We start from the raw sequence: 20766 nt of genomic DNA, 5'->3' as shown, positions 1-20766 counted from the left end.
CCCTCGGCGTTCCCCTCGTTCCCCTCGGCGTTCCCTCGGCACGGTCACCGGGCGAGCAACTGGTCGAGCGCCTCGTCGATACCGAGTTGCCCGCCCTCGGCCCCCGGGGGCACCGCCCTCAGCGTCCGCTCCAGCCAGGCGGACACCTGGGGGGTCGGGGCCTCCAGGAGGGCGTCACCATCAGGTGAACTCAGCGCCATCAGGACGACGCTGCGGCTTCCCACCTTGGTCGGCCACACCCGCACGTCCCCGTGCCCGCACGCCCGGAACACCCCCTCCACGAGGAGTTCGCGGGCGAACGTCCAGTCCACCGGGTGGTCGGAGTTGATGTGGAAGGTGATGTGGATGGCGTACGGGTCGTCGGTGTGGTAGCTCAGCAGGGCCGGGACCGGGATACTGCGCTCCGGCGACAGGATGAGCCTGAGCTCGAGTTCGCGCTCCACCACGGTGTGCTCCATGACGTGTTTCCTCTCTCAAGCCTCTTGCGGGGGCCCTGCGGTGGGCCCGTACGAGTGGAGAGGGGGCGGCGCCGGAAGCATTACGCGGGTTCGCGGAACTTTTTTCCCAGCAGCGTCACGAGGGTGCTCAAAAGGAGTGGGTCCGGTGGGACTGGCGGTGGGGGTTGCGCCGGTCTGATAGATGTGGAGGCCCCCATTTGACCCCCGAGCAGATACGGGACGACGGACATGAGCGCCCCAACCCCGGCCCCCGGTGACGACAGGCCCCGCGATGGGTATTACCCGGACCCGTCCATTCCTGGATATGTCCGGTACTGGAACGGTGCCGCCTGGGTTCCGGGCACCAGCCGCCCGGCTCCCGCGGACGGCGAGCCGCTCGCGGCACCGCAGGGCGCCCAGCCCGCATCCGGCCCCGGCCCGGCCCCGGTCGAGGAGACGGGCCCGCACTTCTTCGACGAGGACCCGTCCGGCGGCTCCGGCGAGCCCGGCCCGTCCTCGGCGGCCGAGGCCCAGCACGGCAGCCGGCCCGAGCCCGCGTCCGCCTGGGGTGCCGACCGTTCCCGCCAGTCGGGCTTCGGCGGCGACCAGGACCGCCGCGTCTCGTGGGGCTCGCCGCAGAGCGCTCCGCAGGGCGCGCAGGGTGCCGACCCGAGGCTGCCGCACGCCGCGCAGCCCGGCGACGGCCCGGCCCGGCCGGACGGCCGCTCCGTGGGCACGGACGGCACGGCGACGATCCCGCCCGCCGAGCCGGACCAGGGCGACGTCGCCTCCGGCAACACGTTCGTCTTCCGCCGGGCCACGGCGGGGCCCGGGGGACCGGCGGCCGACGGCTCCGGCCAGGGCGCGACAGGCCGTACGGCCCCGACAACTCCCGGCGTCCCGGGCCCCGGGGGCCCCCGCGACGACGACGGCACCATGACCTTCCGCGCGCTCTCCCCGCGCACGGCGCAGCAGGCCGGGGCGGCCGGGGCGCAGCGGGGGAGCACGGGTGCGACAGCGGCCGACGCGGAGGCGGCAGGCCTCCGCCCCCAGCCCTCGCCCGGATCCCCCGCACAGGGCTACGGTCCTCAGTCATCCACGCCGGGAGGGCCGGGAGCGGCCGGTGGTGCGGGAGCGCCCGGAGCCGGTGCCCAGTCCGCCGCCGCAGGCTCCGCGCAGGGCTACGGTCCGCACTCCGCGGCCGCCGGGCCCGACGCGTCCGGTGACGCCTCCGGAGCGCCCGGCTTCGGTGCCGGAAAGGCCGCCGCGGCGCGGGCCGCGTCGGGTCCGGGTGCCGCTCAGGCGGCCGCTCCCGCCGCGCTCTCCGGCCCTCAGCAGGCGCCGCCGGCCGGCGGTCCGCAGCAGTCGGCCGCCGCGAGTGTGCCCCAGCAGTCCGGCGCGCCCCAGCCCGCCGCCTCCGCGGCTTCCTCCGGCACTCCGATGACGAGTGGCTCGGGTGGTGGCCAGCCCTCCTGGGCGCAGCAGGTGCACCGGCTCGCGGGCCCGTCCGAGGAGGAACAGCCGGTCACGCCCTGGAAGCCGCCGGTGGAGGACATCTTCCAGGCGGCCGCCCGGCGCCAGGCGTCGGCCCGCCCCGCGAACCTCGGCAAGCGGCTGGCCGCCCGCCTGGTGGACACCCTGGTCCTCGGAGCGGTCACCGCCGGAGCCGCCGTACCGCTCGGCACCAGGGCGATGGACCACGTCAACGAGAAGATCGACGCCGCCAAGCTGTCCGGCGAGACCGTCACGGTCTGGCTGCTGGACGGCACCACGTCGGTCTACCTCGGCATCATCCTCGCCGTCCTGCTGCTCTTCGGCGTCCTCTACGAGGCGCTGCCCACCGCCAAGTGGGGCCGCACCCTCGGCAAGAAGCTGTTCGGCCTGGAGGTGCGGGACATCGAGGGCGGCGAGCCGCCGACCTTCGGCGGGGCCCTGCGCCGCTGGCTCGTCTACAGCGTGCCCGGTCTGCTCGGCATCGGTGTCGTGGGAGTCGCGTGGGGCCTGTTCGACCGGCCGTGGCACCAGTGCTGGCACGACAAGGCGGCACATACGTTCGTAGCGGGCTGACGGCGTACGGCGGACGTCGTACACGATTCCGTAGCCCGGACGGCCGCTCGCCGGATGCGGGACGGGAAGGTTAGCGGTCGACTCGGGCCATGAGCAGCGAACCGCCTCCCGGCTCCGGTCAGCAGCCACCGGAAGACGACCCGTTCAGGAAGCAGCCCCCGCCGGCCGAGGGCTCGGGATCGCCGTACGGTCAGCCCCCGTACGGCGGCCAGCCACCGCCCCACCAGGGCGGCGGTGACCCCTACGGCGGCGGTGGCGGTCCGTACGGCGGCGGTGGCGGTCCGTACGGCGGTGGCGGCGCCCCGTACGGCGGTGGCGGCGGGTACCCCGGCGATCCGCTGGCCGGCATGCCCCCGCTCGCGGAAGGCGGCCGGCGCACGCTCGCCCGGATCATCGACATGATCCTCGTGGGCATCGTCGTCTGGCTGATCACGTTGGCCTTCAGCGTCAACGAGTACGACGTGAACGGCGACGACATCGAGTACGGCAAGTCACTCGGGCAGTCGCTGGTCGCGGCCCTGCTCTACATCGGCTACGACACCTTCATGATGGCCAGGTCGGGGCAGACGCTCGGCAAGAAGTGGCTGGGCCTGCGGGTGGCCAACCTCGACAACGGGGCCACGCCGTCGGCGCAGAGCATGCTGATCCGCTCGGCGGTGCTGTGGATTCCGTTCGCGTTCTGCTGCGCCTGCATCTGGACCGCGATCTCGGGCGGCTGGAGCTTCTTCGACAAGCCCTACAAGCAGGGCCTGCACGACAAGGCGGCGAAGACGGTGGTGGTCAGGACCAACTGACCACCCACGCCGGTACCGACAGCCACGACGGACGTACGGAGGTCAGGACGCAGCGCGCTCGTGCACGGGCTGCTCGGACGCCACCGAGGCGACCGAGGCCGGCACGGGCGACTGTGCCCTTTCCGCGACGGGGCGGTGCATCGCGATCACGCGGGACTTCGGCTTCGGAACGGTCATGGCCACCAGCAGCCCGAGGGCGAGCGCCGAGACGGCGATGATCGCGATCGCCACGCCCGAACTCGTCTGTGACAGCAGCAGCATGGCGAGCGTCGAGAAAATCACGGTGCACGAACCGTAGGCGAGCTGTGCGGCCGTCGGGCGAGGCGTGACAGTCGGACGAGGCATGTCAATCGTGTCCTCGGAAGTGGGGTCCACGGGGGGTGTCGGCCTGGCTTTCCGCCGTATTTCGGGCGTTCCGCCAATCGACTCTAATCGCCTGCATGCCCGAGTGGAACGAACGGTAAGCGTGACCTGACCAACAGTGCCGGAGCATGGGGGGCGCACGGAGTCATGACGTCCACCAGGCGGACGGATCCGCGCGCCTGTTCGGTCGACCGTCATGTGTCCGCAAAGTGAACGCCACTTCCGCATAACGTACTTGGCGTGCTCAAGTCAAGGTCTGTCTTTTATCCTCAACGTCTAGTCAAATGACGTCACTTGACTACACGCGTTGATCAGGCGCACGCGGACCCCCCAGGCAGGCCCCCCTCCTTCCGTGTGCCCGGACGCGGGGGAGGATCTCAAGTGACCAGCAGACCCTGGCAGTTCAGAGTGGCGGCCACCGCCGTCGCACTCGCGGCGGCGACCGCCACCTTCTCCACCTTCGCGGTGGCGCAGGCCGATCCGGCCGACGCACCCGCAGCCGTCGACGGGCACGACCCGCAACCGGCGAAGAGCAGGGAGCACGACCTCGACGGGCCGCTGTCGAAGACCCGGGAGGCGCAGCGCGAGGAGGCGCTCGACCAGGTCATATCCGGCGCCGCCACGGTCAAGGACCGGGACGGCTCGAAGGTCGTCCAGCTCAAGGGCTCCAAGGGCAAGGGCAAGTACGTCGAGCTCGGCCGCGAGAAGACCGACAAGATCTTCACGATCCTGGTCGAGTTCGGCGACCAGATCGACAGCCGCTACGGCGGCACGGTCGGCCCGCTCCACAACGAGATAGCCCAGCCGGACCGCGCGGTGAACAACAGCACGGCCTGGCAGGCGGACTACAACCGGGCGCACTTCCAGGACCTGTACTTCGGCACCGGCAAGAACACCGAGTCGCTGAAGAAGTACTACGAGAAGCAGTCCTCGGGCCGCTACTCGGTCGAGGGCGAAGTGACCGACTGGGTCAAGGTCCCCTACAACGAGGCCCGCTACGGCTCCAACGACGCCGCCACCGGCGCCTGGTACGCGGTGCAGGACGGCGTCGACGCCTGGGTCGCCGAGCGCGAGGCGGCCGGTGACACGGCCGCCGAGATCAAGGCGGAGCTCGCCGAGTTCGACCAGTGGGACCGCTACGACTTCGACGGCGACGGCGACTTCAACGAGGCCGACGGCTACATCGACCACTTCCAGATCGTGCACGCCGGTGAGGACGAGTCCGCCGGCGGCGGCGCGCAGGGCGCGGACGCGATCTGGGCCCACCGCTGGTACGCCTTCGGCACCGACGCCGGCTCCACCGGCCCCGACACCAACAAGCTCGGCGGCGCCCAGATCGGCGACACCGGCATCTGGGTCGGCGACTACACCATCCAGCCGGAGAACGGCGGACTCGGCGTCTTCGCCCACGAGTACGGCCACGACCTCGGCCTGCCCGACGAGTACGACACCTCCGGCGGCGGCGAGAACTCCACCGGCTTCTGGACCCTGATGTCGTCCGGCTCCTGGCTCGGCACCGGCAAGGACTCCATCGGAGACCTGCCCGGCGACATGAACGCCTGGGACAAGCTGCAACTGGGCTGGCTCGACTACGACGTGGCCAAGGCGGGCACCAGGTCCAGCCACACGCTGGGCGTCGCGGAGTACAACACGAAGAACCCGCAGGCCCTTGTCGTCGAACTGCCCGACAAGGCGGTCACCACCGACGTGGTCACCCCGGCGCAGGGCGCCACCCAGTGGTGGAGCGGCAGCGGCGACAACCTCCGCAACACCCTGGCCCGCACGGTCGATCTGACCGGCAGGTCGTCGGCGTCGCTGACCCTCGACGGCTGGTGGGACATCGAGACCGACTACGACTACCTCTACACCGAGGTCTCCACCGACGGCGGCACCAACTGGACGCCGATCGACGGCACACTCGCCGACGGCACCGCGATCACCCGCGACGGCAGCGGCAAGCCCGCCCTCACCGGCACCGTGGACGCCTACCAGAAGCTGACCTACCCGCTCGACGCCTACGCGGGCAAGAAGGTCGACGTGCGCTTCCGGTACGCCACCGACGGCGGTGTGGCCCAGATGGGCTTCGCGGCCGACGAGATCACGGTGACCGCCGACGGCGCGGCCCTCTTCTCCGACAACGCCGAGTCGGCGGACGCGGCCTGGACGGCGAACGGCTTCTCCCGCATCGGCGCGTCCATCTCGGACGACTACGCGCAGTACTACATCGCCGAGAACCGCCAGTACGTGTCGTACGACAAGACCCTCAAGGTCGGCCCGTACAACTACGGCTTCTCGACGACCCGTCCGGACTGGGTCGAGCACTACGCGTACCAGAACGGCCTGTTGATCTGGAAGTGGGACACCTCCCAGGCCGACGACAACACCAGCCAGCACCCCGGTGAGGGCCTGATCCTTCCGGTCGACTCGCACCCGACGCCGCTGAAGTGGTCCGACGGCTCGCTGATGCGCAACCGCATCCAGGCCTTCGACTCGACCTTCAGCTGGTACCCGACGGACGCGCTCACGCTCCACAACGCGGACGTCGCGACGAAGATCAAGTCGCGGGCCGGGGTCCCGGTCTTCGACGACGGCAAGTCGACGTACTACGACGCGTCGACCCCGCTCGCGGGGGTCAGGGTCACTGACACCAACACCAGGATCAAGATCGTCAAGGAGCCGCTGAGCGGCTCGACGATCACGCTCCAGGTCGGACCGTCCGCGAAGTAGACAGCATTTTCGCAGGTCAGGCGATGATCGGCGGTGACCCCCTGGCGGGTTGCCGCCGATCGTGTTTAGGTGCGTCCTGTGGCTGTCTTATTGACACTGATGTTGACGTCGACTCGCACGGGGGTGTGACCGCATGGCCGTAGGAGGTTTCTGCAAGCTGCCGACCGGCAGCGTGGTGGTGGCGCTGAACCTGCCCAGCCCCTCCACTCACGGCACGGGCTGCGTGCGCGTACTCGTGCACGCCCAGAACCGGGCGCGCGCCCTGACCAGGCTGCGCAACCTGGGCATGCGCGCGGTCTACCTGCGCGGCAACGCCGCCCCGCCGACGCCGGACGAGATCACCGCGGTCCTGCACCATCCGGACGGCCTCATATGGCGCACGGCACCTGACAACGGTGTCGGTGCGGAACTGGTCCAGGAGCTCTGGCACCCGATCCGAGCCCTGCTGAGGCGCCCCGCGGCACCGGCGTGACCCCGCCGGGCTCCCGGCTCCGCGCCGGGCGGCTCGCTAGACGATCGGCTTCCCGGTCAGCTCCACGCCCGCCGCGCGCAGCTCCTCCAGCGCCCGGTCGGTGGTCTGCTCGGCCACCCCGGCCGTGAGGTCGAGCAGCACCTGTGTGCGGAAGCCCTCGCGGGCCGCGTCCAGGGCGGTGGCGCGGACGCAGTGGTCGGTGGCGATGCCCACGACGTCGACCTCCTCGACCTGCCGGGCGCGCAGCCAGTCGGCGAGCGTCACGCCGTTCTCGTCGGCGCCCTCGAAGCCGCTGTAGGCAGCGGCGTACGCCCCCTTGTCGAAGACGGCGTCGATGGCGCCGGAGGCGACGGCCGGGGCGAAGTTCGGGTGGAAGCCGACACCCTCGGTGCCGGCGACGCAGTGCGCGGGCCAGGAGTGGGTGTAGTCGGGGTTGTCGGCGAAGTGGCCACCGGGGGCGATGTGGTGGTCACGGGTGGCCACCACGTGCTGGTAGCCGGAGCCGGCCGCCTGTCCGATCAGCTCGGTCACGGCGGCGGCCACATCGGCACCCCCGGCCACCGCGAGGCTGCCCCCCTCACAGAAGTCGTTCTGCACGTCAACGACGATCAAGGCGCGGCGCATGGTCGGTGTCCTTCGACTATGGGGTCGGGAAGGGGTGCGTGCCCGGCCGGTGAACCTCCGAGCCTACGGACTTGTGGGCCGGGGCGGGAGGGGGCGCACGACAGGGTGAGTGGGCGGGAACGGTACGGCGGGTGGGCGCGAGCGGTACGGGTGTGCGTGAAGCGGGCCACCCGCTCTAGCTACCCGAGCGCCCGTGCGCGTACTCCGTCGGGATGACCGGTTCTCCGCGCGACAACTGCGTCGCCGACAGCGGCAGGCCCGCCCGGGCGGCCGCGTGCCGGTCGCGTACGACGTCCAGCGGCTCCCGCGCGACGACCTCGCCGCCCTTGACGAGCTCGACGAGGAGCTGCCGGTCGACGAGTTCGACAGGCACCGGGCCGGTGCCGACGACCTCGGCCTCCGCGACCCCGTGCTCGTCGAGGCGCCGGGCGGCCCACTTGCGGCCGCCGACGGACGTCTTGCCGCCGGACGACTTCTTCGCCACCGGCACCAGCGGGGCCTTGGGGTCGGCGGACTCGGCGCGCGCGACCAGCTTGTAGACCATCGCGGCCGTCGGGTGCCCGGAGCCGGTCACCAACTGGGTGCCGACGCCGTACGCGTCCACGGGCGCCACCGCCAGCGAGGCGATCGCGTACTCGTCGAGGTCCGAGGTCACGATGATCCGCGTGTTCGTGGCGCCCAGCTCGTCCAGCTGCTGCCGCACCCGGTGGGCGACGAGCAGCAGGTCGCCGGAGTCGATGCGCACCGCGCCCAGCTCGGGCCCGGCGACCTCGACGGCCGTCCGGACGGCCTCGGTGACGTCGTAGGTGTCCACGAGCAGCGTGGTGCCCCGGCCGAGCGAGTTCACCTGGGCCTGGAAGGCGTCCCGCTCCTGGTCGTGCAGGAGAGTGAAGGCGTGGGCGGACGTGCCGACCGTGGGGATGCCGTACCGGAAGCCGGCCGCCAGGTCGGACGTGGTGGTGAAGCCGCCGACGTAGGCGGCGCGCGCGGCGGCGACCGCGGCGAGCTCGTGGGTGCGGCGGGCGCCCATCTCGATCAGGGGGCGCTCACCCGCGGCGGAGGACATGCGGGAGGCGGCCGCGGCGATCGCCGAGTCGTGGTTGAGGATCGACAGGATCACGGTCTCCAGGAGCACGCACTCGGCGAAGGAGCCCTCGACCCGCATGATCGGCGAGCCCGGGAAGTACACCTCGCCCTCGGGGTAGCCCCAGATGTCACCCGAGAAGCGGTAGGCGGCGAGCCAGTCCAGGGTCTCGTCGTCGACGATGCCGCCGTCGCGCAGGAAGCCGAGGACGTCCGCGTCGAAACGGAAGTTCTCGACCGCGTCCAACACCCGTCCGGTGCCCGCGACGACGCCGTAGCGGCGCCCCTCCGGCAGCCGCCGGGTGAAGACCTCGAACACGCTGCGCCGTTCGGCGGTACCCGCCTTCAGGGCGCCCTGAAGCATCGTGAGCTCGTACTGGTCCGTGAAGAGCGCTGTCGAGGGAACGTCCACCGGCAGCCCAAGGTCCGCTGTGTTCATGGCAACAGATGCTACCCCCATTTGCGTCAGTGTGACGATTTGTGGCGTGCGTGGCAGCATGGCCATGTGACGTCACCCGCTCCCGTAGAGATCGAACGCACCGAGTCGGCGGAAGAGGTCTTCGCCGTCCCCGAGCCGGACGTCCCCTGGGTCACCATCGTCCACAACGACCCCGTCAACCTCATGAGCTATGTGACGTACGTCTTCCAGTCGTACTTCGGCTACTCCAAGGACAAGGCCACCAAGCTCATGCTCGACGTCCACCACAAGGGCCGGGCCGTCGTCTCCAGCGGTAGCCGCGAGGAGATGGAGCGCGACGTGCAGGCGATGCACGGCTACGGCCTGTGGGCCACTCTCCAACAGGACCGGAAGTAGCGATATCCCCTGATGCCAGGACAATTCGAACCGCTCCCCGACGGCGGCGCGGCCGTCGCCCTCGACGACGTCGAGATCTCCATCATCCGGTCGCTGGCCGTCCAGCTCCTGGAGCTCATCGGCCCCGGCCCCGCCGAGGACGCGCCCGACGACCCGCTCGCCGAGCTCTTCGCCGACGGCCCGAGCGAACCGCCCGCCGACCCGGTCCTGCTGCGCCTCTTCCCGGACGCCTACAGCGACCCCGAGGGCACCCCGGGGCACAAGGAAGCCGAGGAGCGGCGGGCGTACTCCTCCGAGTTCCGCCGCTACACGGAGAACGACCTGCGGGCCGGCAAGCGCGAGAACGCCCTCGCGGTGATCCGCGCGCTGGACGAGCTCAGCGGTGCGGGCGAGGGCGGGGCGGTCCTGAAGCTGTCGCCGGAGCAGTCCCGGCAGTGGCTCGGGGCCCTCAACGACCTGCGGCTGGCGATCGGCTCCCGGCTGGACATCGCGGCCGAGGAGGACACCGATCTCCTCTACCGGCTGCCGGACGAGGACCCGCGCAAGCCGATGGTCATGGCGTATCTGTGGCTGGGAGGGCTCCAGGAGACCCTCGTTTCGACCCTCATGCCCTGACTTGTGACGGTTCTGTGTTCGCTCAGAGGACGCTCAAATCCGGATAACGATCGCGTCACCCTGACGGACACCTATGCCCCTCCAGGGTGGCTTTTGTCCAACTCTCCCTGTGTGCTGCGCCACACGTCGCTCAGGCGATCAGTATGGCGGCCGTGATAAATCTTCACGACCGCCCGGCGAACACCACCCGTATGTTCGGCCGGGTGCGCCACCGAGCCGGCGGATCGCCGGCCAGGCACGAGCGGGCCGCGAGGCCCGCTCAGCTCCATCAATCCGGGGGGATCGGAACCCGATCCGAGGCCGACGAGAGGCCCGGGTCGGCATGGAGGAAGGCGCACCACACATGACCTCAGCGCAGGTCGACACGGAGAAGAACCCCGAGGGAGAGGGGTACGAACGCGGGCTCGGCAGCCGCCAGGTCCAGATGATCGCCATCGGCGGCGCCATCGGCGTCGGCCTCTTCCTGGGAGCCGGGGCGAACATCGCCAAGGCCGGACCCAGCCTCATCTTCATGTACGCCCTCGCGGGCGTGATCATCTTCTTCATCATGCGGGCGCTCGGCGAGCTCCTGCTCTACCGCCCGGTCTCGGGCTCCTTCGCGGAGTACTCGCGCGAGTTCCTCGGCCCGTTCTTCGGCTACTTCACCGGCTGGACGTACTGGCTGATGTGGGTGGTCACCGGCATGGCCGAGCTGACGGCCGCCGCGATCTACGTCAACTACTGGTTCCCCGACATCCCGCGCTGGGTGACGGCCCTGGTCTTCCTGGTGATCCTCTTCGGGGTCAACCTGATCTCCGTGAAGGTCTTCGGCGAGCTCGAGTTCTGGTTCTCGATGGTCAAGGTCACCGCCCTCATCGGCATGATCGTGATCGGCCTGGGCGTCCTCACCTTCGGCTTCAGCAGCGCCGGCGACACCGCGGCCGTCTCCAACCTCTGGGCCTTCGACGGCTTCTTCCCCAAGGGCGTCGGCTCGTCCCTGATGACCCTGCAGGGCGTCATGTTCGCCTACCTCGCCGTCGAACTGGTCGGCGTCACGGCCGGCGAGTCCGAGGACCCGGAGAAGACCCTCCCCAAGGCGATCAACACCCTGCCCTGGCGCATCGCGCTCTTCTACGTCGGTGCCCTCACCGTCATCCTGTGCGTGGTCAAGTGGACCGAGTTCGCACCGGGCGTGAGCCCCTTCGTCGAGGCCTTCGCGAAGATCGGCATCCCGGCGGGCGCCGGCATCGTGAACTTCGTCGTGCTCACCGCGGCCCTGTCGTCCTGCAACTCCGGCATGTACTCCACGGGCCGCATGCTGAGGAACCTGGCCGAGAGCGGAGAGGCCCCCGCGGCCTTCAAGAAGCTGTCCTCAACGAAGACCCCGGCCTTCGGCATCACCGTCTCCGTGCTCTTCATGGGCATCGGCGTGATCCTGAACTACATCGTCCCGGAGAAGGCCTTCGGCTACGTCGTCTCCGTCGCCACCGCGGCAGGCATCTGGACCTGGCTCATGATCCTGATCAGCCACGTCCTGTACCGCCGCGCGGTCGTGGCCGGCCGCCTGCCCGCCTCGCCCTTCCCGGCGCCGGGCGGCTCCAAGTGCAGTTACGTCGCGATCGCCTTCCTGCTCTTCGTCACCGGCCTGATCGCGTACGACGCCGACGCCCGCGTCTGCCTCTACGTCATGGCCGGCTGGTTCACCGCCCTGGCCATCGGCTGGCGGATCCTGAAGAGCCGTGACCCGCGGATCGCGGAGCGCGGCGGCGAACGCGGCGGCGAGCCGGAGTTCGAGAAGGTCGGCTGAGCCGGAGTTCGAGAAGGTCGGCTGACCCCTCCGCCCACGATGTGGACCGCCCCGTACCACCCTCCGGTACGGGGCGGCCCTTCTGTCTATCCTGACCAGCATGCTGACCATCACCCAGGCCCTGTTCGACCAGATCGTCGCCCACGCGCGCGCGGACCACCCCGACGAGGCGTGCGGCGTGGTCGCGGGACCGGAGGGCACGGGCCGCCCCGAGCGCTTCATCCCGATGCTGAACGCCGCCCGCTCGCCCACCTTCTACGAGTTCGACTCGCAGGACCTGCTCAAGCTCTACCGCGAGATGGACGACCGCGACGAGGAGCCGGTGGTCATCTACCACTCCCACACCGCGACCGAGGCCTACCCCTCCCGCACCGACATCTCCTACGCCAACGAGCCGGGCGCGCACTACGTCCTGGTCTCCACGGCGGACACCGACGAGGCGGGCCCCTTCCAGTTCCGCTCGTTCCGCATCGTGGAGGGCGAGGTGACCGAGGAGGACATCAAGGTCGTCGAGGCATACTGACCGCCGTATGCCCGCGAACAACTCGCCGTATCGGAGATGGTGTTGACGCAGCGGCCGAACTTACGGCGCCCCACCCTGCAGGACGTCGCCCGCCGGTCGGGCGTTTCCAAGTCCACGGTGTCACGAGTCATCAACGACGAACCCAAGGTGCGCGCCGAGGTCGTCGACCGCGTCCGGGAAGTGATCACCGAGCTCGGCTACGTCCCGAACCAGGCCGCCCGACAGCTGGTCACCCACCGCACCCACGCCATCGCGGTCGTGGCGACCGAGCCCGACAACCGGCTCTTCATCGACCCCTTCTTCGACCGCCTCCTGCGCGGCATCCGCAGAGAACTCGCCGAGCACGGCGCCCAGGCCGTCCTGCTCTTCCTGGACGAACCGGACGACTACCCGCGCGTGGCCGACTACCTCGGCGGCGGCCACGTCGACGGCGCCATCCTCTTCTCACTGCGCCCCGGCGACCGGCTGCCCGAGATGATCGACCGGATCGGCCTGCCCGCCGTGTTCGGCGGCCGGCCGCTGCTGCGCGACGGCGACACCGTGCACCGCCACGCGTACGTCGACGGCGACAACCGCGGGGGAGCCCGGCAGGCCGTCCAGCACCTGGTCTCGCTCGGCAGGACACGCATCGCGACCGTCACCGGCCCCTACGACCAGGAGACCTCCGCCGCCGACCGGCTCGCCGGCTACCGAGACGTCCTCCCGGGCGCCCCGCCCGACCTGACCGAACGGGCCGACTACACCCGTCAGGGCGGCGTCGACGCCATGGCCGCCCTCCTCGACCGGCGACCCGACCTGGACGCCGTGTTCGTCGCCTCGGACCTGATGGCCTCCGGCGCCCTGCAGACCCTGCGGGCACACGGGCGCCGGGTTCCCGAGGACGTGGCCGTCGTCGGCTTCGACGACCTGACCGACATCGCCGAGTCCACCGACCCGCCTCTGACCACGGTCCACCAGGACGTCGACGGCATGGGCCGCCTGATGGCCCGGCTGCTGTCCGACCGCACCGAGCGGATCGAGGCGCCCTCCACCGTCGTCGTACCGACCCGCCTGGTCCTGCGCGGGTCCGCCTGAACAGTGCCGCCTGAACAGTGCGGTCTCACTCTCCGGCCGCAATCCGTCCGAAATGTGGGATCACATTCCGGGACCCCGACCGGGAATCGATACGATGAGCCCATGGTTTCCCACGACGTGAGCGAAAAGACGCCGGGCACGCTGCTCGTGGCGCGGCTGCACGTCGACCTGTGCAGGCTCGCCAGCGCCATCTGTTGACGCTGCCCTGCCGCCGTACGGCCGTGAGCCGCGGCGCCTGACGCACCACCCCTTGCTGTACTGCGCTGCCGCGCGCCCACCGACCAGACACCTTCCGACAGGAGCCCTGAGCCATGGCCATCGAGGTCCGCATCCCGACCATCCTCCGCACGTACACCGACGGCCAGAAGGCCGTGGAGGGCACCGGGGACACCCTCGCCGAGCTCTTCAACGACCTCGAGACCCGGCATACGGGCATCCAGGCCCGCATCGTGGACGGCGGGGAACTGCGCCGCTTCGTCAACGTCTACCTGAACGACGAGGACGTCCGCTTCCTCGACGGCATCACCACCAAGCTCACCGACGGCGACAGCATCACGATCCTGCCGGCCGTGGCCGGCGGCATGGTCTAAGGCCCGCTGCCCCCATGCGCTACGACTCCCCGCTGGCCGCGGTGGGCAACACCCCCCTGGTGCGCCTGCCGCGGCTCTCGCCGTCCGCCGACGTCCGTATCTGGGCGAAGCTGGAGGACCGCAACCCGACCGGCTCCGTCAAGGACCGCCCCGCCCTGCACATGATCGAGCAGGCGGAGAAGGACGGCCGCCTGACCCCCGGCTGCACCATCCTCGAGCCCACCTCGGGCAACACCGGCATCTCCCTCGCCATGGCCGCCAAGCTCAAGGGCTACCGCATGGTCTGCGTGATGCCCGAGAACACCTCGCAGGAACGCCGCGAACTGCTCGGCATGTGGGGCGCCGAGATCATCCCGTCGCCCGCCGCCGGCGGCTCCAACACCGCCGTACGGGTCGCCAAGGAGCTCTCCGCCGAGCACCCCGACTGGGTGATGCTCTACCAGTACGGCAACCCCGACAACGCGGGCGCCCACTACGCGACGACCGGCCCGGAGATCCTGGCGGACCTCCCCTCGGTCACCCACTTCGTCGCCGGCCTCGGCACCACCGGCACCCTGATGGGCGTCGGCCGCTACCTGCGGGAGCACAAGCCGGACGTCAAGATCGTCGCCGCCGAGCCGCGCTACGACGACCTGGTCTACGGCCTGCGCAACCTCGACGAGGGCTTCGTACCCGAGCTGTACGACGCCTCCGTCCTGACCACCCGCTTCTCCGTCGGCTCCGCCGACGCGGTCACCCGCACCCGCGAGCTCCTCCAGCAGGAGGGCATCTTCGCGGGCGTCTCCACCGGCGCCGCCCTGCACGCGGCGATCGGCGTCGGCAACAAGGCCGTCAAGGCGGGCGAGAGCGCGGACATCGTGTTCGTCGTCGCCGACGGCGGCTGGAAGTACCTGTCCACGGGTGTCTACACGGCCGCCACCACGGAAGAGGCCATCGAGACCCTCCAGGGCCAGCTCTGGGCGTGAGCCCCTTGTGAGCGGCCCTTATGCAGCCAGGTGACGGACCTGGTCCCACAGGACCGGGTCCACCACCCCCGCCCTCCGCCGGAACTCCGACACCGGCACCTCGCGCAGCTCGTCCGTCTCCAGGTAGCTCGCGCGCCCGCGAGCGTCGCCCACCGCCCCCGGCGGCAACGGGATCACCCCGGCCCGCTCCTCGTGGTTCTTGCTGGTGATCTTCGCGACGGTCGCCCGCTCACCGTGCACCACCAGCACCAGACAAGGCCGGTCCTTACCCCCGGGCCCGTCCTCGTACGGCACGTTCGCCCACCAGATCTCCGCAGGCCGCGGCCGCGCCCTTCCCCGCCCCCGCGGCCCCGTAGGACGCCCCGGCGGCCGCGTCCGCCGCCCCGCGGGCCGTCGGCCGCGCCCCCAGCCGTCGACGAGCGTGGCGACCATCGCGAGCAGTACCACCGCCGCGAGCGCCAGCCACCAGGACGTATCCATGCGCACGACGTTACCGGCGCACGATCATCCCTGCGCGCCCTTCCTCACTTTGCACGCCCCCCGGGTCCAGCCGAACCGGTGACACCACAGGTGAGTTCGCCCACAACAGCCCCTGGTGGAGGAGCGACCATGAGTTTTGCGCCTTACGCTCGACGCACCGCACGACCCCCGTCTCCTTCCCAGAAAAGTTCCCGCCAGCGGAGGTTTCTGCTTTATGAAGCTCACCGTCGTCGGCTGCTCGGGGTCGTTCCCGTCCGCGGAATCGGCCTGCTCGAGCTACCTCGTCGAGGCCGACGGCTTCCGGCTGCTTCTCGACATGGGCAACGGTGCCCTTGGCGAGCTGCAGCGCCACTGCGGTCTCTACGACCTCGACGCGATCTTCCTCAGCCACCTGCACGCCGACCACTGCATCGACATGTGCGCCTACTTCGTCGCGCGCTACTACCGCCACGACGGCGGCCGCTGCGACCCGCTCCCGGTCTACGGCCCCGAAGGCACCGAACACCGCCTCACCACGGCCTACGCCGACACCCCCACCGCCTCCTCCATGAGCGAGGTCTTCGACTTCCACACGGTCAAGCCGTCCACCTTCGACATCGGCCCGTTCACGGTCCACACCGAACGCGTGGCCCACCCCGTGGAGGCGTACGGCATCCGCGTCGAGCACGCCGGGAAGTCCCTCACCTACTCCGGCGACACCGGTATCAGCCCGGCCCTGGACGAACTCGCCCGCGACACCGACCTGTTCCTGTGCGAGGCCGCCTTCACGCACGGCAAGGAGAGCATCCCCGACCTCCACCTCAACGGCCGCGAGGCGGGCGAGACCGCGAGCAGGGCAGGAGCCCGCCGCCTGGTCCTCACCCACATCCCCCCGTGGACCGACCCCCAGACCAACCTGGCCGACGCGCGCGCGACGTACGACGGCCCGGTGGAACTGGCGGCGCCGAGGAAGTCGTACGAGATCTGAAGCTTTGCACGTGCACGAAGGCCCCGGAACCTGTGCTCGGTTCCGGGGCCTTCGTGCCGCCGTACGGCGTCTCCGGCCGGGCTCTCACGCCTTGGTGAGGTCCTCGACCTCCTCCTCGGGCTCGCGGCCCGGGGTGGGGAGATCGAACTTGGTGATGGCGAAGCGGAAGACCGCGTAGTAGATCGCGCCGAAGACCAGGCCGACGGGGAGCAGCAACCAGGGCTTGGTGGAGATGCCCCAGTTGATGAAGACATCCGTCAGACCGGCCGAGAAGCTGAAGCCCATGTGCATGCCCAGCGCCCAGGTCACAGCCATCGAGATCGCGGTCAGCACGGCGTGGATCGCGTACAGCAGCGGGGCGATGAACATGAACGAGAACTCGATCGGCTCGGTCACGCCGGTGACGAACGAGGTCAGCGCCAGCGACATCATCATGCCCATCACAGCCTTGCGGCGCTCTGGGCGGGCCGTGTGCGCGATGGCGAGGGCGGCGGCAGGCAGACCGAACATCATGATCGGGAAGAAGCCGGTCATGAACAGGCCGGCGTTCGGGTCACCGGCGAAGAAGCGGGGCAGATCGCCGTGGAAGACGGTGCCGGCGGAGTTGGTGAAGTCGCCGATCTGGAACCACGCCACGGAGTTGACGAACTGGTGCATGCCGATCGGGATCAGCGCGCGGTTGATCAGACCGAAGAGCGCCGCACCGAAGGAACCGAGACCGGTCATCCACTCACCGAAGTTGGTGATGACGTCACCGATGGGCTGCCAGCCCAGGACGACCAGGACACCCAGGAGGGTGCCGACGGCGGCCGTGATGATCGGGACGAGCCGGCGGCCGTTGAAGAAGCCGAGCCAGTCGACGAGCCGCTTGCGGTGGTAGCGCTGCCACAGCACCGCCGTCAGCAGGCCGAGGATGATGCCGCCGAGCACGCCCGGGTTCTGGAAGGACGCGGCCTGCGCGGCCTCGTTGCCCTTCTGCCAGAAGCCGCCGCCGAGTCCGGTCGCCGTGTACGTGGCGCCCTCGTGGCCGTCCTTGATCGGGAACTGGTGGATCACCGCGTAATAGGTGAGGAAGCCGACCACGGCGGCGAGCGCCGTCGAGCCGTCCGCCTTCTTCGCGAAGCCGATGGCCACGCCTATGCAGAACAGCAGGGGCAGCCCGAACGAGCTGTCCAGGATGGCGCCGCCGGCTCCGGCGAACACCTTCGCGACATCGGCGGGCAGGTGCAGCTTCTCCTGCACGTCCGCCTGCCCCAGGCGCAGCAGCAGACCCGCCGCCGGCAGCACGGCGATCGGGAGCTGTAGGCTGCGGCCGACCTTCTGCAGGCCCTGGAACAGGCCGGATCCTCGCTTCTTCGCGGGAGTCGCCGTTGCGGTGGCGGAACTCATACTTCCTCCATCGGGTGGTGGTCTACACCACTCAGTGGTGTAGACCTGTTGTAGCACGATGAAGGACGCATAAGGAACCCGCGATTCCCGTTACGGGAAAGCTACCGTGAGTCACTGCGACAAAGCAGCTCGGACCAGGGAGAAAGAACATGGCCAGCAAGGCTGAGAAGATCGTTGCCGGGCTCGGCGGCATCGACAACATCGAAGAGGTCGAAGGCTGCATCACCCGCCTCCGCACCGAAGTCGTCGACGCGAGCAAGGTCGACGAAGCCGCCCTGAAGGCCGCCGGCGCCCACGGCGTCGTCAAGATGGGCACCGCCATCCAGGTCGTCATCGGCACCGACGCCGACCCCATCGCCGCGGAGATCGAAGACCTCATGTGAGCCCGCGCGCCCGCCAAGGGCCGCGCACTCACCCGGCAGGGGCCCATTCCCACCGCGGGACGGGCCCCTTCCCCATGTACGGCTAGGCTCAACGCCATGTCTCGAATCGACGGCCGCACCCCCGAACAACTCCGCCCGGTCACCATCGAACGCGGCTGGAGCAAGCACGCCGAAGGCTCCGTCCTCGTCTCCTTCGGCGACACCAAGGTCTTCTGCACCGCCTCCGTCACCGAAGGCGTCCCCCGCTGGCGCAAGGGCAGCGGCGAAGGCTGGGTCACCGCCGAATACTCGATGCTCCCCCGCGCCACCAACACCCGCGGCGACCGCGAATCCGTCCGCGGCAAGATCGGCGGCCGCACCCACGAGATCAGCCGCCTCATCGGCCGCTCCCTGCGCGCGGTCATCGACTACAAGGCCCTCGGCGAGAACACCATCGTCCTCGACTGCGACGTACTCCAGGCCGACGGCGGCACCCGCACCGCCGCGATCACCGGCGCCTACGTCGCCCTCGCCGACGCCATCACCTGGGCCCAGGGCAAGAAGCTCATCAAGGCCGGCCGCCAGCCCCTGACCGGAACCGTCAGCGCGGTCTCGGTCGGCATCGTGGGAGGCGTCCCCCTGCTGGACCTCTGCTACGAGGAAGACGTCCGCGCCGAGACCGACATGAACGTCGTCTGCACCGGCGACGGACGCTTCGTCGAGGTCCAGGGCACCGCCGAGGCCGAACCCTTCGCCCGCGACGAACTCAACGCCCTCCTCGACCTCGCCGTCGCCGGCTGCACCGACCTGGCCGCCCTGCAGCACAAGGCACTTGATACGGTCCTCGAAAAGTAAAGGGCGCACCAAGAAGGACGACCGCCGGCCGCAACCCCGCCGACCGTCCTCGCGTCACTACGGGTACGGGCGTACGGCTCACCGCTGTACGCCCGGCCAGCACGAGGGCCGGCCAGGACACGACCTGGGGCCCTGCCAACGGAGGGAACAGATCCATGGCCGCGAGCCGACGCCGCCCAAGTCGCCGAATCGCCATCGTCGCCGCGGTGGCCGCCGTCGGACTGACGACCGGCCTCACCACCGGCTGCGACGCCGTCAGCAAGGCACTGGACTGCGTCCAGACCGCCGACGCCATCGCCGACAGCGTCACCGACCTCCAGCAGGCCGTGGAGAACGCGTCGAACGACCCGACGCAGCTCGAGGAGTCCCTCGACTCCATCGACAAGAACCTCGACGAAATAGGCGACAAGACCGACAACGCCGACGTCAACAAGGCCGTGGACAACCTGGGCGACGCCGTCACCAACGTCCGCACCTCCGTCAAGAACGGCGACAACACCCCCGACCTCAGCCCGATCACCGACGCGGCGGGCGAACTGACGAAGGTCTGCACCCCGTAGGTCAGCCGGGAAACCGGGAAGCAGCGAGGGCCATGGGGCCGGGATACTGAACCCCATGACCCGCCTGATCCTCGCCACCCGCAACGCCGGAAAGATCACCGAACTCCGCGCGATCCTCGCCGCCGCAGACCTCCCCCACGACCTCGTTGGCGCGGAGGCCTACCCCGACATCCCCGACGTCAAGGAAACCGGCGTCACCTTCGCGGAGAACGCCCTGCTCAAGGCCCACGCCCTCGCCCAGGCAACCGGCCTGCCCGCCGTGGCCGACGACTCCGGCCTCTGCGTGGACGTCCTCAACGGCGCCCCCGGCATCTTCTCCGCCCGCTGGGCCGGCCGGCACGGCGACGACAAGGCCAACCTGGACCTCCTCCTGGCCCAGCTCTCCGACATCGCCGACGAACACCGGGGCGCCCACTTCGCCTGCGCGGCGGCGCTCGCGTTGCCGGACGGCACGGAAAGGGTGGTCGAGGGTCGACTGCGGGGGATGCTGCGGCATACGCCAGTGGGCACGAACGGCTTCGGCTACGACCCGATCCTCCAGCCGGAGGGCGAGACCCGGACGTGCGCCGAACTGACCGCGGAGGAGAAGAACGCGATCAGCCATCGGGGGCAGGCGTTCAGGGGGTTGGTGCCGGTGGTGCGGGAGCTGTTGGGCTGAGTTTGCAGAAAGGCTCCGCACCTTTGAATCGAAGGTGCGGAGCTTTGTTTTCCTGTGGGCCCGGTGGGATTCGAACCCACGACACACCGGACCTAAACCGGCGCCCTCTTGCCAGCTGGGGTACGGGCCCGCAGCGCTGCTTACTCTACTGGGCGTAGCTGGGTGCGTCGTCGGCCTCCTCGGCACCAGGTGCTGGTGATCGCGTGACAGTTGGGGCAGAGCAACCGCAGATTCTCGCGCCGGTCGTCTCTCCAGTCCCCGTTGATGTGATCGATCTCCAGGGTCATGGGCTTGCCGAGCCATTCCGGGCCAGTGCCGCACCGGGCACACTCTTCGGCTATGCCCACCTCGTTGAGCGCTCGGCGTAGGCGCTTTGTCGTCGTCCGCTGTTTGCCCTTGTGCTGTACCAGAACATCTTCAGGCCGTTTGGCATTCGGAGCCGGCCTTCCTCTCTGGTGTGCCTGCCCTAGGTGTATTGACCCGCAGCGTTGTTCACACGGCTGATGGGTGGCTTGCCTCCGAGTGCGGTGTGGCAGCGGTGGTGGTTGTAGGTGTGCAGGA

Annotated in this window: 23 protein-coding genes, 1 tRNA gene and 1 pseudogene; 17 read left to right on the top strand and 8 right to left on the bottom strand. The window is 69.9% G+C overall.

Annotated elements, in window-relative coordinates; translation table 11 throughout:
- Nucleotides 1–44: 44 nt before the first annotated feature.
- Nucleotides 45–458 (bottom strand): SsgA family sporulation/cell division regulator, encoded by a 414-nt coding sequence (locus ACFWWR_RS17670; protein ID WP_383859435.1) that lies wholly within the window; start codon nucleotides 456–458, stop codon nucleotides 45–47.
- Nucleotides 459–686: 228 nt separating this feature from the next.
- Here ACFWWR_RS17670 and ACFWWR_RS17665 point away from each other — a divergent pair, with 228 nt between their 5' ends.
- Together ACFWWR_RS17665 and ACFWWR_RS17660 are read left to right on the top strand one after the other, a co-directional pair.
- The gene (locus ACFWWR_RS17665) at nucleotides 687–2504 is read left to right on the top strand and encodes an RDD family protein (protein WP_383859433.1); all 1818 of its coding nucleotides are present in this window, start codon (nucleotides 687–689) and stop codon (nucleotides 2502–2504) included.
- Between the two features lie 89 nt (nucleotides 2505–2593).
- A complete protein-coding gene (locus ACFWWR_RS17660; RefSeq protein ID WP_383859430.1) occupies nucleotides 2594–3298 on the top strand; it encodes an RDD family protein in 705 nt (234 codons plus the stop codon).
- Between the two features lie 42 nt (nucleotides 3299–3340).
- Here ACFWWR_RS17660 and ACFWWR_RS17655 read toward each other — a convergent pair whose 3' ends face one another.
- Complete coding sequence (locus ACFWWR_RS17655; RefSeq protein WP_383859427.1) at nucleotides 3341–3643, bottom strand: hypothetical protein; 303 nt, start codon at nucleotides 3641–3643, stop codon at nucleotides 3341–3343.
- A gap of 399 nt (nucleotides 3644–4042) precedes the next feature.
- Between ACFWWR_RS17655 and ACFWWR_RS17650 the strand changes: the two genes are divergently transcribed.
- Together ACFWWR_RS17650 and ACFWWR_RS17645 are read left to right on the top strand one after the other, a co-directional pair.
- Nucleotides 4043–6388: an immune inhibitor A domain-containing protein gene (locus ACFWWR_RS17650; RefSeq protein WP_384304110.1), complete on the top strand. Its 2346-nt coding sequence runs from the start codon at nucleotides 4043–4045 to the stop codon at nucleotides 6386–6388.
- Nucleotides 6389–6521: 133 nt separating this feature from the next.
- Nucleotides 6522–6860, top strand: coding sequence for a hypothetical protein (locus ACFWWR_RS17645; protein ID WP_384304107.1), 339 nt, complete (start codon nucleotides 6522–6524; stop codon nucleotides 6858–6860).
- Nucleotides 6861–6896: 36 nt separating this feature from the next.
- Here ACFWWR_RS17645 and ACFWWR_RS17640 read toward each other — a convergent pair whose 3' ends face one another.
- Both ACFWWR_RS17640 and ACFWWR_RS17635 read right to left on the bottom strand, forming a co-directional pair.
- A complete protein-coding gene (locus ACFWWR_RS17640; RefSeq protein ID WP_383859418.1) occupies nucleotides 6897–7484 on the bottom strand; it encodes an isochorismatase family protein in 588 nt (195 codons plus the stop codon).
- Between the two features lie 175 nt (nucleotides 7485–7659).
- Nucleotides 7660–9006: a nicotinate phosphoribosyltransferase gene (locus tag ACFWWR_RS17635; RefSeq protein WP_383859415.1), complete on the bottom strand. Its 1347-nt coding sequence runs from the start codon at nucleotides 9004–9006 to the stop codon at nucleotides 7660–7662.
- Between the two features lie 66 nt (nucleotides 9007–9072).
- On the opposite strand from ACFWWR_RS17635, the gene clpS reads away from it, so the two are divergent.
- The 8 genes from clpS to ACFWWR_RS17595 all read left to right on the top strand — a co-directional run bounded on the left by clpS (nucleotide 9073) and on the right by ACFWWR_RS17595 (nucleotide 14934).
- The gene (clpS, locus tag ACFWWR_RS17630) at nucleotides 9073–9381 is read left to right on the top strand and encodes an ATP-dependent Clp protease adapter ClpS (protein ID WP_053749283.1); all 309 of its coding nucleotides are present in this window, start codon (nucleotides 9073–9075) and stop codon (nucleotides 9379–9381) included.
- Nucleotides 9382–9393: 12 nt separating this feature from the next.
- Complete coding sequence (locus tag ACFWWR_RS17625; protein WP_383859412.1) at nucleotides 9394–9996, top strand: DUF2017 domain-containing protein; 603 nt, start codon at nucleotides 9394–9396, stop codon at nucleotides 9994–9996.
- Nucleotides 9997–10339: 343 nt separating this feature from the next.
- A complete protein-coding gene (locus tag ACFWWR_RS17620) occupies nucleotides 10340–11782 on the top strand; it encodes an amino acid permease (RefSeq protein ID WP_383859409.1) in 1443 nt (480 codons plus the stop codon).
- A gap of 100 nt (nucleotides 11783–11882) precedes the next feature.
- On the top strand, nucleotides 11883–12305 hold the full coding sequence (locus tag ACFWWR_RS17615; RefSeq protein WP_383859407.1) for a Mov34/MPN/PAD-1 family protein: 423 nt from the start codon (nucleotides 11883–11885) through the stop codon (nucleotides 12303–12305).
- Nucleotides 12306–12341: 36 nt separating this feature from the next.
- The gene (locus ACFWWR_RS17610) at nucleotides 12342–13379 is read left to right on the top strand and encodes a LacI family DNA-binding transcriptional regulator (protein ID WP_383859404.1); all 1038 of its coding nucleotides are present in this window, start codon (nucleotides 12342–12344) and stop codon (nucleotides 13377–13379) included.
- Nucleotides 13380–13481: 102 nt separating this feature from the next.
- A complete protein-coding gene (locus tag ACFWWR_RS17605; protein ID WP_324612360.1) occupies nucleotides 13482–13577 on the top strand; it encodes a putative leader peptide in 96 nt (31 codons plus the stop codon).
- A gap of 113 nt (nucleotides 13578–13690) precedes the next feature.
- A complete protein-coding gene (locus ACFWWR_RS17600) occupies nucleotides 13691–13969 on the top strand; it encodes a MoaD/ThiS family protein (protein ID WP_383859401.1) in 279 nt (92 codons plus the stop codon).
- Nucleotides 13970–13983: 14 nt separating this feature from the next.
- Complete coding sequence (locus ACFWWR_RS17595; RefSeq protein WP_383859399.1) at nucleotides 13984–14934, top strand: PLP-dependent cysteine synthase family protein; 951 nt, start codon at nucleotides 13984–13986, stop codon at nucleotides 14932–14934.
- An 18-nt stretch (nucleotides 14935–14952) separates the two neighbouring features.
- On the opposite strand, the gene ACFWWR_RS17590 is transcribed toward ACFWWR_RS17595, so the two are convergent.
- Nucleotides 14953–15414 carry a type II toxin-antitoxin system PemK/MazF family toxin gene (locus ACFWWR_RS17590; protein ID WP_383859397.1) on the bottom strand — a complete coding sequence of 154 codons (462 nt, stop codon included), beginning with the start codon at nucleotides 15412–15414 and terminating at the stop codon, nucleotides 14953–14955.
- Nucleotides 15415–15628: 214 nt separating this feature from the next.
- On the opposite strand from ACFWWR_RS17590, the gene ACFWWR_RS17585 reads away from it, so the two are divergent.
- Complete coding sequence (locus ACFWWR_RS17585) at nucleotides 15629–16381, top strand: MBL fold metallo-hydrolase (RefSeq protein WP_383859394.1); 753 nt, start codon at nucleotides 15629–15631, stop codon at nucleotides 16379–16381.
- An 84-nt stretch (nucleotides 16382–16465) separates the two neighbouring features.
- On the opposite strand, the gene ACFWWR_RS17580 is transcribed toward ACFWWR_RS17585, so the two are convergent.
- Nucleotides 16466–17770 (bottom strand): PTS transporter subunit EIIC, encoded by a 1305-nt coding sequence (locus ACFWWR_RS17580; RefSeq protein WP_383859392.1) that lies wholly within the window; start codon nucleotides 17768–17770, stop codon nucleotides 16466–16468.
- A 149-nt stretch (nucleotides 17771–17919) separates the two neighbouring features.
- Between ACFWWR_RS17580 and ACFWWR_RS17575 the strand changes: the two genes are divergently transcribed.
- The 4 genes from ACFWWR_RS17575 to rdgB all read left to right on the top strand — a co-directional run bounded on the left by ACFWWR_RS17575 (nucleotide 17920) and on the right by rdgB (nucleotide 20205).
- Nucleotides 17920–18153 carry a glucose PTS transporter subunit EIIB gene (locus tag ACFWWR_RS17575; protein WP_030042553.1) on the top strand — a complete coding sequence of 78 codons (234 nt, stop codon included), beginning with the start codon at nucleotides 17920–17922 and terminating at the stop codon, nucleotides 18151–18153.
- 96 nt (nucleotides 18154–18249) lie between these two features.
- Nucleotides 18250–18987, top strand: a complete 738-nt coding sequence (rph, locus tag ACFWWR_RS17570) for a ribonuclease PH (protein ID WP_383859388.1) — start codon at nucleotides 18250–18252, stop codon at nucleotides 18985–18987.
- Between the two features lie 155 nt (nucleotides 18988–19142).
- Complete coding sequence (locus tag ACFWWR_RS17565; RefSeq protein WP_383859385.1) at nucleotides 19143–19547, top strand: hypothetical protein; 405 nt, start codon at nucleotides 19143–19145, stop codon at nucleotides 19545–19547.
- A gap of 55 nt (nucleotides 19548–19602) precedes the next feature.
- Entirely contained in the window at nucleotides 19603–20205 is a 603-nt protein-coding gene (gene rdgB, locus ACFWWR_RS17560) for an RdgB/HAM1 family non-canonical purine NTP pyrophosphatase (protein WP_383859382.1), read from the top strand.
- 55 nt (nucleotides 20206–20260) lie between these two features.
- Here the strand turns inward: rdgB and ACFWWR_RS17555 are convergent.
- Nucleotides 20261–20335: transfer RNA gene (locus ACFWWR_RS17555), tRNA-Leu, on the bottom strand.
- A gap of 10 nt (nucleotides 20336–20345) precedes the next feature.
- Nucleotides 20346–20675 (bottom strand): annotated as a pseudogene (locus ACFWWR_RS17550) (HNH endonuclease); the annotation flags it as partial.
- Between the last annotated feature and the right edge of the window lie 91 nt (nucleotides 20676–20766).

Origin of the sequence: Streptomyces sp. NPDC058678 (genome assembly GCF_042714835.1) — a bacterium.
Classification (GTDB): domain Bacteria; phylum Actinomycetota; class Actinomycetes; order Streptomycetales; family Streptomycetaceae; genus Streptomyces.
Note: the sequence above shows the minus strand (reverse complement) of the source record. Positions and strands in the feature narration are given on the sequence as shown.